This window comes from Endozoicomonas sp. ISHI1, from assembly GCF_024606225.1.
Classification (GTDB): Bacteria; Pseudomonadota; Gammaproteobacteria; order Pseudomonadales; family Endozoicomonadaceae; genus Endozoicomonas_A.
Window position 1 is genome coordinate 260,678 of the sequence record NZ_JAGRPU010000001.1, and the last position, 14,266, is coordinate 274,943.

The 14,266-nt window shown below is 45.7% G+C and carries 5 protein-coding genes; 2 read left to right on the plus strand and 3 right to left on the minus strand.

The features are described from left to right. Nucleotides 1-115 precede the first annotated feature (115 nt). Nucleotides 116-289 (plus strand): type II toxin-antitoxin system HigB family toxin, encoded by a 174-nt coding sequence (locus tag KBW69_RS23570; RefSeq protein ID WP_373690655.1) that lies wholly within the window; start codon nt 116-118, stop codon nt 287-289. A 208-nt stretch (nt 290-497) separates the two neighbouring features. Continuing rightward, nucleotides 498-950, plus strand: a complete 453-nt coding sequence (locus KBW69_RS00895) for a type II toxin-antitoxin system HigA family antitoxin (protein WP_257274390.1) — start codon at nt 498-500, stop codon at nt 948-950. Between the two features lie 172 nt (nt 951-1,122). Here KBW69_RS00895 and KBW69_RS00900 read toward each other — a convergent pair whose 3' ends face one another. The 3 genes from KBW69_RS00900 to KBW69_RS00910 all read right to left on the minus strand — a co-directional run bounded on the left by KBW69_RS00900 (nt 1,123) and on the right by KBW69_RS00910 (nt 13,904). Next, nucleotides 1,123-5,334 (minus strand): ankyrin repeat domain-containing protein, encoded by a 4,212-nt coding sequence (locus tag KBW69_RS00900; RefSeq protein ID WP_257279570.1) that lies wholly within the window; start codon nt 5,332-5,334, stop codon nt 1,123-1,125. 251 nt (nt 5,335-5,585) lie between these two features. Further along, nucleotides 5,586-9,752 carry an ankyrin repeat domain-containing protein gene (locus KBW69_RS00905; RefSeq protein WP_257279571.1) on the minus strand — a complete coding sequence of 1,389 codons (4,167 nt, stop codon included), beginning with the start codon at nt 9,750-9,752 and terminating at the stop codon, nt 5,586-5,588. Nucleotides 9,753-10,103: 351 nt separating this feature from the next. After that, on the minus strand, nt 10,104-13,904 hold the full coding sequence (locus KBW69_RS00910) for an endonuclease/exonuclease/phosphatase family protein (RefSeq protein ID WP_257279572.1): 3,801 nt from the start codon (nt 13,902-13,904) through the stop codon (nt 10,104-10,106). Nucleotides 13,905-14,266 lie beyond the last annotated feature (362 nt).

Below are 14,266 nucleotides of genomic sequence, written 5' to 3' on the forward strand. Positions count from 1 at the left end.
CTGGACTAGTTTGACAGGATCAGTCATTTAAATCTTGGCTGCTGTAATAGCTTGTACCGCTTCCAGTTGTTTTCCCTCTCGGCGGCTCTATTATCATGGTCGTTCAGTAGCTCTCGTGGTCTACTGCCCGATTGATAGGTTCAAGTATATGGAAGATTGGTGGGTTATTGATATTGGTGGAAACAAATATCGAACTGTACTCGGAATTAATTTCAGATCGGGTAGAGTTTTTGTGAAGTTTTTTGGGACTCATAAAGAGTATGACAAATTTACGAACGAGTATAGATGATATAGCTAATATGGAGCCTTGAGTTCCCGCCAAAACATGCAAAAAGTGAATTGACAATGTTAAGTACTCAGCCATACGGAATCGAATATTTCTGGCTTATTGGGCAGGTGCTCTGCAAGGCGCAACGACGGGAACATAGCAAGCTATGTGACCAGAGTTGCAACGCAGTCAGAGTGCCTGAACAATGAGTCAGAAAATATGATTTCGTATGGTTGAGTACTTAGTAGCACTTGAAAATAGCGAGAATATGATGACTATATATGAACAAATGAGAGAGTTTGTAGCGTCAGTATCTCATGAAGCTAAAATGAGCTTCGGATTTTCTTTGCCTCTATCATCAGAAGCATATTACAACAAAGCTTGTGATTTAATAGAAGAACTTGACTCAAAAAAGGGTACTGATAAAGAAGTTGATTTTATTTATCACTTCATGAAAATGTGGGAAGATGAAAATCTTGAAGCATTGCCTGAAGCCAGAGGAATAGATTTTCTATTACACTTGATGGAGGTAAACAATTTATCACAATATGATTTACCTGAAATTGGTAAGCAACCCTATGTATCAAGAATAATTTCAGGAAAAGCAACGCTTAAATTACATCACATAGATAAATTAAGTGATAGATTTAATGTTCCCAGATCTATGTTTCTGGATGATTGAGAGCACTCCCAATATAATTAACTCCAGCACCTGCCAAATAAGGATAAGATTGCACTCAGCCGCAATCTTATCCTGTTGTTGCGTACAGATTCTGCTGCCTGTTTTGTGCAACAGTGGATCACCGCATCATTGGTGTAACATCGCCTCTTGATGTTATATCCGGGTGAAGATGTCACTCACCAATAAGCCACTGAACCACTTTCAGGTGTCTTCCACATGAGGCAAAATGCAGTGCTGTCAAGCCGCTGCTTCGGGTGTTCAGTTTTGCCCCACATTTCATCACCAGTGCCTGGACCGCTTCAAGGTTTCCCTTTAAAGCTGCAAAGTGCAATGGGGTTAGCAAAAGAGGTTCATCAATACTGCTAAAAGATGCGACACCAAAACGCTTTGGCAACAACCCAATGATTTTTGTAAGATATTCGGGTTTGCCTTCTTGCCCAAGTAGTTCTATTAATTCGGGGGAGTTAATGGCAGCGGCCATAAACAACGGGGTAACACCATTCTTATTAGCAGGTGCCAAGTTAACGCCTGTTATTTTTAGCCACTTTACCGTTTCAACTTGACCGGTATGAGTTGCAGAATGCAGAGGTGTTTCCCCACTCGCAGTCTCTATTTCTAAACTGATCCCTGCGACCTGATTGAGCAATCTTATCGCCTCAATATTTCCATACTTGGCAGCGATATGCATTGCAGTTACTCCATTGACGGTTGGGTTGCAATCACATTTGCACTGTTTCAGGGATTCAAAAATGCGTTCAAGCGTATTACGTGATCCCATAGCTGAGACAACATGCAGTACCGCAATACCGGAGTGATTAGTTGTATCTGGTCTGCAGGAGTGATCCAGAAGGAACGCTATCATTGTTTCTCTGTTGAAAAGTGCAGCGAGGTGCAGAGGCGTGTTCCCCGATACATCTTTGTCTTCCCTGTTGGCGGGGGATAGCAATAGAGCAGCTATTTCTTTGTGTCCGTAGAGGGCAGCAACATGCAAGGGAGTGTAGCCCGACATAGCGGATCGAGTACCCGTATATTTATTGTTATTCAGAATGTCTCTGACTCTGTTTACATCCCCCTCTCTGGCAGCTCGATGAAGTGTCGAATAGCCATATTGATCAATGTGCATGGATTCCAGATCAATTGCTATGGGTATTGCCAGATGAGTACGGTCAGGAGCCTTGGGATTTTGCTGGTCAACGTCCTTTTCAGATACAGAAAGCCCGAGGTACTTGTGCCCTCTGAATTTGGCCAGATCTCCAGCCATATAACCGTCTTTTGTCAACTGTTTTTGATCAGCGCCTGCGGCAATGAGTTTGGCAACAGTCTTTCTATGACCGTACCAGGCAGCAATATGCAATGCACTGTGTCCACTGCTAATAAGGACATTCAGATCAATCGGTCTATACGCCAGACTGTTGAAGCTTCCAGTGATACTAAAGACATCCAGATCATTCAGTCTATGGGCCAGCAGTGCCTCAAGACTGTTGAGGCTTCCAGTGGCTGCTGCATAGTGGACCGGGTAGATTCCGTAGGCGGATGAATCGATACTGGCTCCCCACTCCAGCAGTTTGTTTACCATAGCGCCCTGATTGCTCCAGGCTGCCACATGAAGAGGGGTTATTCTTAAGCGGTGTTGCCCTGTCAGGCTGGCATTGTGCTGAAGCAGTTGTTCGGCAATGGTTTCCCGGCCAAAAAACGCAGCCCAATGCAAGGGGGTATAATCGACACTGTCTTTGGCATCGACATTCGAACCATGTTCCAGTATGTATCTGACAGTATCTTCATTGCCAGAGTAGACCGCCAGATGTAACGGGGTTCGTTCGTTGATATCTCGCGCATTTAATAGCGTTCCGGCCTTCTCGCTGTGCAATTGCAGCCATAACCAAACCCAGCCGGAGTTCCCGTTTCGAGCCCAGCGATGCAAAGCAGTCTGCCCCAGTTCATCGATTTCTTTTTCCTGTCGCCTCTCCCCGATAAATTTATACCAGATGCTTCCCAGAATATGCCCGGTATAAAAGGCGATAAACTGCTTTTGAAGTGTATGTAACCGAGAGTCATCCCCGTTTACAATTTCTTTGATTTTCTCGTTAAAAACCGTTTTATAGATTTTGCTGAACTCTCTCAACCAGTGGTTGCAACCTTGCTCGGGGTCTAAGCCAAAGTCATTATTTAGTTGTCTGAATAAGCTACCAAAAACGTCCTCTGCGGCAACTCCGCCTGCCTTGGCGTCTTCGATCACTGCCGAAAAACGATGGCTGATAAAATCCGAAAACTGTTTGACCTTTCCCGGACGGATATCAAGAAACTGTTCTTTAAATGTCTTCTTTTCCTGCCCAGACAGTGCGTTAGAAATGGCTTTTATCAATTCTTCGTCCTGCTCCGGGCTATAGGTACTGACGTCGCTGGCAGAGGTAAACAACAGGAAGGGTTTACCTTGTTCTTTTTGTGCCTTGAGACGGTTGGCCAATGTTTGAAGCGACTGAGTCAAGTGGGCAGATGATTCATCTGTGACCAGTTCCCGCTGCCATTCTTCCAAAATTTTAAGCTGCCTGTTCATAAGCTCTTTTTTTATAGAATTCTCCAGGGCATAACGACTTGAATCAGTCTCTATTTGCTGCCTCCCCACTACCCCATCCAGAATCGCATCAAATTTGTTGTATACCAGTAAAACACGCTCTGGCGGGTGTCCATGGTTCAGCAGGTTCTGTAGTTCGATTTGATCTTCCAAACTCATTTCATTGGCCATAACCATTATGACGACTTCGTTATCTTTGATGGGGTGATTGTCCAACTCAAGAAAACTGTCCGTGCTTAGGGAAGGCCTCCCATAACCGGGTAATGCCCGAATCTTGATATACGGCGGCAGGTCAAAATCATCTTCGTGATGTGATACATGCGTCAGTTGGGCAGCAAAGTGGTTAATTTGCAGAAATCGATTGGCCAGAGAAGATTTCCCGACATTGGTTTGACCAATAAAAGTAATGGTGACAGGCTCAGAACTTCCTGCTGCATCGGTTGTTCCCGATGCTGGAGGTGGGGCGTTATTGATCGGGTCAGGCTCGGCACCGTCCTGGTCTGATCGGTTGTTCTGCTGGGCACCCGATGAATCCTGACTCTGTTCGCCATGGTCTTCGTGGTTGCCAGATTGTTCTGCCGCCCCAACTCTTCCTTGATGTTCATTCTTGCCGTTGTCATCAGAAAACCGAATCAACCCTTGTTCCGGATCATGTCTGATCGGCACTGATTGGCTTGACGGTGCGCCGTACTGATTTTGATCATTGCTACCGGGCACTTTTCCTGAACTGGCTTCCTTTTTTTTTCCTTTACCATTATGTGCAGTGATAATGGAGTGATCGGGAGTCATGGCTGCCTGTAAGCTGAACCATTCCAGCTCCAGTGAAAATGAATGGTCAGGCTGCTCCAACACATCGGCCAGTTGTTTCTCAATTCGCACCCTACTCTCTTCATCCATAGGATTTTGTTCAGCTGTAGCCAGAATATCCAGCAATTGCTGAATAAACGTTTCCCGGCCATTAAGCCTGTACGCCAGCTTCTGCAACAGTTGTCGGCTATTGGTCAGGTCTTCAGCCAGCTCTTGCAGTTCCCATGAATGAATGGGCAGGCGGGCTATGGATTCGCCATTCAGCTGAATATTTAATATTGTGCCAGAGTCATAATCCGGCTCACCCATCAGCCAGTGGTGCCATTGGCTGCCTGGAATCTGGTATTGCCAATCGGGTGGCAGTTTAATAAAGGGAAGCAAGACCATGGTGATGCCGCTCTGATCAACAAAAGGTGGCCGGAAGGGATATTTGAAGAAGCTGTCTTCATCTGAATCCGGTCCAATGCCTCCGGTTTGCAGGTTGTGTGGTGAAAGCTTACTGGGTAGACCTATAGGTGGGATAAGGGTGTTTTTATTTTGCTCTTTTTTCTTTGGGTCATTCTGGCGGGTGACCAGAAAGGGTTCCTGAGAATACAGGACACGCTGGTAGTTATACGGCTGTTGGTTGATAACCTCAGTGGGGCAGATGTAGGTTTTTTCCAAATGCAGTGTCGTTTGCCCGTGAGTCAGTAGCAATTGGTGTGGTCTTTTTTTCGTCTGATCGTAGGCAGTCAGCAATACACTGTAAGCGTCTGCTTTGAGCTGTTGGCTGCACACCGTGAATACCTGACCAGGGCGGGCTGTGATGGTTATTTGTGATTCAGGGGCTGTCCCGGATCTTATTTGACTGTTTTGTGGCTCTACCGGTTGAGCCCTTAAAAGGAGTTTCAATCCTTGCCCATGACTCTGTAGCTTTGGTGGTTGCCAATGGAGCCAGGCTGATGCGTGGGGTGGTAAAGAAAGACAAAATACAAAAGACAGTGCACTTATGATCAGGTTGCGCATGGCGGCTTTTTACTTCGTACCGGCAAAACTCTCTCAAGCATAGCCTCGTTTTGTCTCGTGTATAGCACTAGTCTCTTCCAAAATTGATGCAGCTATTTTTCGGCGTGCTACCTGAAGTCTAAAGTCGAGAAACGTTGGTGAAAAGGCGTTTATTCAGGATGGGAAGATCAAAGGTACTGCGCCGGGTTTGGCGCAGTACGAGGTGGAGGTTTGAAATAATCAAGAATCGGTTCTCCGCGCAATTTTATTGCTCACTGTTGAAGGCTGCCCGATGGTTGGGCTTCATAGTCTTCAAGAAGTTTCTGGCACTTTCTGTGGCCAAGCTTGATAGCCAAGTCAAGAGCCGTCTCGCCATCGTTATCCTTCTCTTTGGCCAGTAAGCGGTCAAAGTTCAGCAATGTCTGGATGGCCTCTGTTTGACCATTACGAGCAGCCTCGTGGAGAGCCGTATTGCCATTGTTAGCCTTCTCATTGGCCAGTGAGCGGTCAAAGTTCAGCAATGTCTTGATGGCCTCTGTTTGGCCATTACGAGCAGCCTCGTGGAGAGCCGTCCAACCATCGTTATCCTTTTCTTTGGCCAGTGAACGGTCAAAGTCCAGCAATATCTGGATGGCCTCTGTTTGGCCATTAAGAGCAGCTTTGTGGAGAGCCGTCCAACCATCGTTATCCTTCTCTTTGGCCAGTGCGAGGTCAAAGTCCAGCAATTCCCTGATCAACCTTGTTTTGCCAGTTTGGACAGCATAGTAAAAATCCCGAAGGCGCTGGGATCGGTCACTGTCAGACAATACCCTGGCATTGACGGTCTCTGTGTGGCCTTGACTGGTAGCAAAGCGGGGTGATTTTGCTCTATCAGGCGACGAGCTTTTTCCTTCTGGCTTCACTTTAGGCCGACTATCAAACACTTCCGTCACAACAATATTAGGCAGTCGAATGGTTGTTAATTGATTCGCTGAAATACTCTTGCGGCAGTGAGAACACTGTTTTTTGCCTGCTACCCAACGGGCAATACAATCTTTATGGAAGAGTTGACCGCAACAGAGAGTGGCCGCAACATTTTCAGCCATTGCCTCCATACAAATTGGACACTCCATATGAGCCACTGCGTCATGAGCCACTGCGTCTGAAAACTCCTGAGTTGGTGGCAATGAAGCAATTTCTGATGATGTGGTTTTTTGACTGAATATCGGCTTAAGCAGCCCCAGAACCTGTCTGAGTTTGAGGTCTTTTTCAAGATAAGAAGAAACACGAGCATAATCGTATAAGTGCCTCCAGCCAAGTTCGCCAAAGAGATGTTTATCAAGCAGCTCATTGGCCACAGCATCTGATAAACCATGTAAAAGCCAGGAAAAAATAGTACCGACGCTGATACCTCGATCAACCAATATATGAAAAGGCGTAAAACCAGCAATATTGGCTTTTGACAGCATGGCTGGCGTAATGGTTTCAGCATTGCGTTCGAAGATTGCTGCAATATCTTCAGGTGAGCTGTTTCTTGCGATTTCGTGTAACTGGTTTTCACCACTGGCGACAGTGACTATGGATTTTTCTGTGATGCTCATAGCCTCTGAAGATTTTTCAGCCTTTGCAATGGCGACTTCCGAAGTCGTTGCTTTCGATATAACAGTTTTGGGTGCTGCCAGACTTTTTGTATCTTTACTTGATTCAAATACCCCAGGTTCATCTTCTTCCGGTACAAACAGTGGCAAAGCTGATGGCTTTGATGAACCCAAAGGCTCTGCAAGCGGTGCCGAAGATCCAACAAATGATGGATCAAGTTTCTCTCGCTCTTCCTTCAACCAGCCAAGTCGCAGTGACCTGACTTGAAGCAGCTCAGCCTGTTGAAACAGCTCGTCCCAACTGAGTTCAGGGTTGATCTCCAGAAGTGTTTTCAGAAGCTGCTGATGCTCAGGGTCACCCAGACGGTACCAAGACAATGCAGCTGCAGGAGAAGCATGCTGTAACAACATCTGAAGTACAGAGACACCGGCATGGTTGGTTGTTAATCCTGTGAGATAATCAAAGTAACCGCTGTCCAGAAATGCTTTGGTCAGTGCGATATCACCTCTGGCAAAAAGAAGATGCAGCGGGGTATAGCCATCAATGGTTCGTTTTCTGCCTAAAGCCCTAGAGTAAAGGTAAATGGCACCACAGCCGTCATTAAACCGTTGAATGGTAGATGAAGAACCCTGCTCAAACAGTATGTGCAGTGGCGTTTCGCCATTATGGGCTACAGCCCCCAGCATAGCATCGCTCATCAGGGAATAATTCTTGTCAATAAAATGATAAATCAGCGGGGTACTGCCACTGGCAAAAAGAATATGCATCAGATTCACGCCACTGAAATCCTGCATTGCCAGATCCTGGCTAACAGGTCTGCCTGTCTGATTTTGTAATCTTTGAAACACTTCCGCCACTGCCCGGAAGAAATTCCGGTGATAAAGAATATGAAGCAGGGTTGAACCTCGGTGGTTCTGCCGGGACTGCAATTCCCAGGTAATCATCTTGCCAATAAATTGAATGGTTTCAATGATGGCCTGTTCTGACTGATATTGAAACAGGTAATGTGCTGAGGTACAGCCGCAATTGTCTGGAAGCTCTATTAGTGCAGCTGTTACCCAATGTTTGAAACGCCGAAGAAACCACCGAATGACTGCCGGTGAAGTATATTGAGCCAGATCATGAAGCACGGTTCTGTGGTTACGATCTGACTGATTTAAATCCTCAGCGACTATCGGTAAATCGAATTGTTGTAAAAGGTCGAGCAGGGTTTCTTCCGTTCCGAAACGAATCATAAAACGGAACAGAGTCAGAGTATTGTCCATTAAAGGTGTTCCCGGTACCTGCCCTCTGTATTTAGCGCAATGACTTTGGGTATGGCTTTGTAGCATTTCCTGGCGCGCGTCAAGGGTACCTGCAATGGGTCTGAATTGTTGACACCGATCGCATCTTATCCAGTGCCTTTCTGCGTGAGGCAGTACTTCCTGAAGTAGAAACCCGCTTTGTTCGCAATCCGTACAAGATAGCCTTAAACCGGCTTCTGACGCACACCTGTGCAGATTCGCTAACACCTGTCGTTTGCTGACATGATATTCGGTTTGAAGCAGCCTGATGGTGTAATACTCAAGATCCCCGGACAATGTATTATGACTGTCATCGGTAGGTTTGTTATCAGGTTCTGGATAATTCTGCCCTGGCTGGTCTTGTTTTTTTTCATTGTTCTGGCGCCGTGTCTGGCGGCCTGAATCACTCTGTTTGTTGTCTTTATCCGCTGCAGGATTTGGTGAAGTTGGGCTTTCGGAGTTTCCCAGCTGTATGGTTCCGGGCGGTGTATTAGTCTGGGCCTGTCTTTTAAAGGTGCGTTCCAGTTCCGAGTATTCAAACTCAAGACTGAACTCAGTGTCAGGTAGTTCCAACACGATAGCCAGTTGCTTTCGGAGGGATTTAAGGGTTTCTTCAGATAATGGGCTGGGTAGTTCATCTGAGTCTGCCGTCAGCTCCAGAAGCTGTTGTATCAGATGCTCCCTGCCACTGAGCCTGGGTGCGAGCCAATGTAAAAGCTCCCGTGGATTAAGCAACTTATCCGCCAGTTCCCGGGATTCAGCCAGGCCGATTTGGAACGTAAGAGGCGGCGAATCACCGAACCGTACAACAATCGTTACCCCTTCGGGCTGTGTATTGGTAAGCCAGTGGTACACCCCGACAAAAGGCAGATAATCACGCCAGTTAGCAGGCAGGCTCAGAGTGGGCAGAAGCATCAGGTCGACCATCATTTTGTCAGTTACTGGCATAAAGGGCGGTCGTCTGAAATCGTGGTAATCGTCAGTGTCGTAGCCACCGCCTGAAGGGCTTTGAAACAACACAGGCTTGATTGGCATGCCGACAGTGGGAATGGCCCCGGCATTTTGAGTATCGAGCATTTTTTCTACTCGCCCATTTACCACTAAAAAAGGCTTTTTTGAACGCATATATTGCCCTGATGTGAATGGATACGGGTGATTAAAAGACTCCGGGCAAGGCTGGCTTTCTTTAATCGTCATTCTGCCCGTTCGCTCACTCAACCTAAGCACATAAAAATGAGTTGATTTATCACCATCAGAAAAAGCGAAAGGTACAACAGCACTGGCTTCATTAATAAAGCCTTGAGCGCTTAAGCCTTGTGCACAGATGATAAATGGCTGGTCAACCTGCCCGAAAATAGTGACTTCGCCAGTAAAAGACTGTGCTCGTGTACCCTGAGTTTTTGTAGCAACACTGACCGGCCTGGCTCGAATGGTTATAGAGGAATCACTTTGTTGGTTTACAGGCAACTGCCATTCCAAATATTCACCAGCGGCCACTTCAGGATTTGTGAAAGAGGAAAGGACTGTTGCTACAAATGCTACAGCAAACAACTGTAGAAAGGTGTAAAAGCTGTACATTGCCAGACCGGTTAGGTTGCTGAGTTTATTCAGAGTAGTCTGTTTTATTGACACGGAGAATTGAAATAAGCCTTATGCTCGTTTCCAATGAAACAGTAAGGCCTGAATCTGACTGAATGGCTGAAATACTAATCTGCAGTGGAGAGTTACGGGTCAGGCTACCTCCGCACAACCCCTCACAGGATTGCCTAGCAGCCTGTCGGACTTAAGGCTGTCCTACTGCGGTTGCAATAAATTGGTCTAAAAATTCCTGCTTCTTCGTCAAATAGCTCGCTATTCTCCTCAGAAGCAGAAATTTTTATCCTCAATTTCTTGCAATCCTCGCTACGGACGCTTAAGTCCGACAGGCTGCTAGTGGTTATCAACGATCGGCCTATTATGTCTGTTCGACCCTGACGCTCCGGAAACAGGATTCATACTCTGCCTGACCCTTTTTTCGAGCCGGTTAAGCTCATTCATAATCTCAGGTTCCCCTCTGTACTGAGCCCTGAGTTCGGCAATATTACGCAGGGGATTGACGCCTGCGAACTCTGGGTCAATGTCATTCTGACTGACCTGATTACCGGGCTGATGACCATAGGCAAGCTTCAGTTTATCTACCAGCTCCCTGACGACCTCCGAAATGGGATAATCCTCCGGTTCCAGACCAGCAATGGCAGCAGAAAATCCTTCCGCTTCCCGATAGATAACCGACACCGGCAAATGATCAGACAACCCGCTTTCCAGATCATTATCGACATCAAGCAACAGTTGACGTATTTCCGTATGGGATGCCCACTTTTTTTCAGTGTCCCCGTAGACCAGCTGGTAGTTATAAATACAGCGCCTTGTCACCTCGGGGTGTTCTTGCCAGCGATACCTTGTCCCATCTGGCTCCCGACGATCTTCCGGATTGATGGTTGCCTGGTCACTATTGACAAAAAATGACTCGCTGCTCTCAACCAGCCGGGTATCATTTTCTTCATCATGGGTATCGTAGTAAGTGTTAGAGAAATCCTTCCCCAGTGCCTGCATGTTGTGATTATACTCAGGGTCATTACATAATCTTTGCTCATCTGACCGGGCAAAGTTCAGGTCTCCCATCAGGAAGGTGCCATGATGGTGTCTCTTATTCCGCCTGTCGTTACTGCTATCCTCCTCAAACCACTTTCTGATTTGATACGACTGGTCAAAGCGAATCGCCTCATAGGGTTGACCCTCACTGGCCTGAAGGTGCGTATTATAAACCACGGCAGTCTTATCGTTACCGAGATCCAGCACGATCCGCAGTAGCCCTTTATTGATCCGCCGATCTTCTTCGACCAGATCAGTGAAAGGCCGGAAAGTTGCCACCTTTACAGGATATTTGCTGGCAATGACCAGACCACTGTTCAATCCGGTTTTTCGGGGGGCAACACTGTGAACGATATGATGGTAGTGACCTTTGAGATCCTGACAGAGTTGCTCCGTCGCCTGTTGGACAAAAGCCTCCTGGAAGCAGACAACATCAGGAGTTATGTCAGGATTGCGGGTTAATGCCCCGGCAATCTTCCGATAGCGCTGCTGTGTTGAGCGCAGGTCGTTCTTATTATGGGACGGCATCAGGCCAGTATTACAGGTCATCAAATGCAGGCCCCGCTCAGGTTGATAAATGGCGGGGGGTACATCAGACTGAATCAGGGAAATTTCTTTCATGTACCGAATTTCATCGTATGGTACAAGAAAAGTAACACTTGTTTTTGCGAAAAAAGCTTCGTCATAAAGTCTTTGATAATGTTGGAATATTTTCTCAAACAGTTCTCTAAACAAACTTGTTGCGCTTCGCATGTGTTCCGGAAGTTTATCAGCCCATGTGTAAAATTTATCAACCTTCTCTTCGTATTTTTTTTCAATTTTCTTTGTCTCAGGGTCGTCGGCATAGGTATTACCATCTTCAGAAAAGACTTTCTTTCGGTATAGACTTAATTCATCATCCCTTTTCTCATATAAGATGCTTTGGATTTCTTTCTTACATTCTTCATAATATCTTGGACGAAGATTGAAGTGTGGGTGATACAAAAGGTTAGTTATCCTGGCTACACAAACTCCAACCAGTGATCCAATGATTACACCTGCAACAGTTCCCAGTGGTCCAAATAATGTACCGATTGTACCGAGTGTGGCACCTGCAGCACCCGCTGCTACTTCTGGGAGGCCGACTTTGACAATATTATTACATGCTCTAAGGAATAACTTATGGTCATCATCACGCGTTATACTCTCAATATGCCCTGAAATTTTTTGAAAATAATCATTAAATCTATTTAACTCATCAACATTATCTGGACCCATGATGTCTGGATGTATGCCTTCCTTAATAGCATCAACTGTAATATTTTTGATCTCTTCTATGCCAGATGATTGACCATTATATTCCTTAACCCCCTTTTCAATTCTTTCTTCCGAAATTTTGATGGTTTTTTCATCAGGCCTCATCCTTGTTTTTAAGTATTTTTCAAAAACCGCTTTTTCATCTGTTTTCAGAACAGACAGAATTTCTTTTTCCAATTCTTTAGTTTTTGTTATTTCTTCTCCATTTTTGCTGTTGGATTGGGAACATGTAAAAATAAGTTTTGGAGTATCCTGAATACCATTTTCTTCTAAATTAGCCTTAAACTCTGATTTTATTTCTTTTTTGTCTCCTATCTTATCAGTACATGTATCGACCTTATTACAAACAAAAATAATTCTATTGCCATTTTTTACTAATGCTTCGATAGCTCTAAGATCATAACCAGTCAGATCCTTGTCAAATAAAAAGATAATGACATCGTTTTGCTCGATATTTTCAGCTCCAAGGTAGTCATTTTTTATGTATTCTTCGCCACCAGAGCGGCCATAACCTTTTGTAGTCCTGATTTCCACATCCTGAAAGCGGTAGATAGGGTCAGGCTTTTTATTGTAAATAACGGTTCTTTTAAATGGCTCCCAGCCAATTAGCCGGTTGCCCAGCGATGACTTGCCAACATTTTGCGCTCCAGTAAAGACAATCCTTAGTGTAGGAGGACTGCCATTCGAGCTCCTTTGTTGCATTAGATTCAATATAAATCTCTCGCTCCCTTCGTCATCTTTTGCATTGCCACCTATACCAGAGCGTCCGGCTCCCTCTTGACCAGAACCCTCCCTGTTACCACTTCCACTACCTGTTGCTCCGGTTTTTTTACTACCTCTAAGCCAGCTAAACATAGTCTGATAAATGAGTTTATTAATATCTTCTCCTTCATAGACCGTCTCCGTATCGGGTTCATGAGTTATAGTCATGTCTTTAAAGTTATCCGAACCAGCCAAAGTTTGTTCCAGCTGCTCCCACTCAAACTCCAGGTTAAACTCATGATCCGGCCACTCTGCCAGCGTATCGATTTGCTTTTCAATTTGCTGAAGGGAGTTTTCATCCTGTACAGACAGTCCTGCAGCCATATCCATAAGAAAGTGAATAAATTCTTCTCTGCCTCTAAGTTTGGGAGCAAGCCATTTCAGAAGCTGTTGCGAACTCCCCAGATATGCCGTTAACTGGCGAAACTCCGCTTGGCTGAGGTGTAACACAGTGGGTGATGAATCATTAAAACGGATGTGTAACGTCACTCCTGAATCATGATCGGGTTCGCCCATAACCCAATGGTACCAATGACTGCCCTTTAAGTAGTTGCGCCAGTCGGTGGGAATACGCAAAACCGGGAGTAGTGTCAGGGTAAAATCCCCTTTGTTCTGAATTGGAAAGTAAGGGGGGCGTTTAAAGCTATCGTCGTCATCCTGACCAAGATAACCACCTCTGTATAGATCAGACTCTCGTTTTTCTTCTGGTAAAGGCAGTCCTGCAAACCCTGGCAGACTCACAACCTGGCCTGATTTTTTTTTCTTTTTCCGAACAGATGAATCGTTAAGCCTCTCATTAACTTCCACGGTTTCCGGGGTTGAAGCGATTTCTATAAACTTATCGGACTCCGGACCTATTGCTGACAGGCGGGTCGTTAGCCAGTAGTTTGCCTTTTCAGCTCCCCCCGCAGTAATTGAAGTAGCGGTAAAATCCGACGAAGCAGGTGTTGCCCGAGCCAGAGAAGCCCAGACAAGAAAAGTTAGCAGATAAATTTTCCATATATTAACCAGCAGCCGTTGGTTCAGAAAGTGATTTTTCATTTAAGGAAACCAACAATAACAGAGGTAGTTAGGGAGGAGGAAAGTGCGAGAGTATTTCTCAACAACTGGCTGAAAGTAGACAATAGTCAGATTAACGTCAAAGGTGGTTTTGGAGTAGAGACTGAGTAGCTGCTCATTTATTCATTGTGACTGCTCTCCTGCGAAGAACGCAGGAGCTTCTTGCTTCATAGGCTACTGCTGGTTCAAAACAACCAGACTTACAAAGAAGCCTCCACAGGCAGAACCAAACAGCCCTTAAGGTAGAGCCGTCCTGCGATCGTTACCCTCCTCTTTGGCCAGGGAGCGGTCAAAGTTCAACTCTGAAGATGTTTGCCAATGACCTGCAACCGAAATGGAATGTG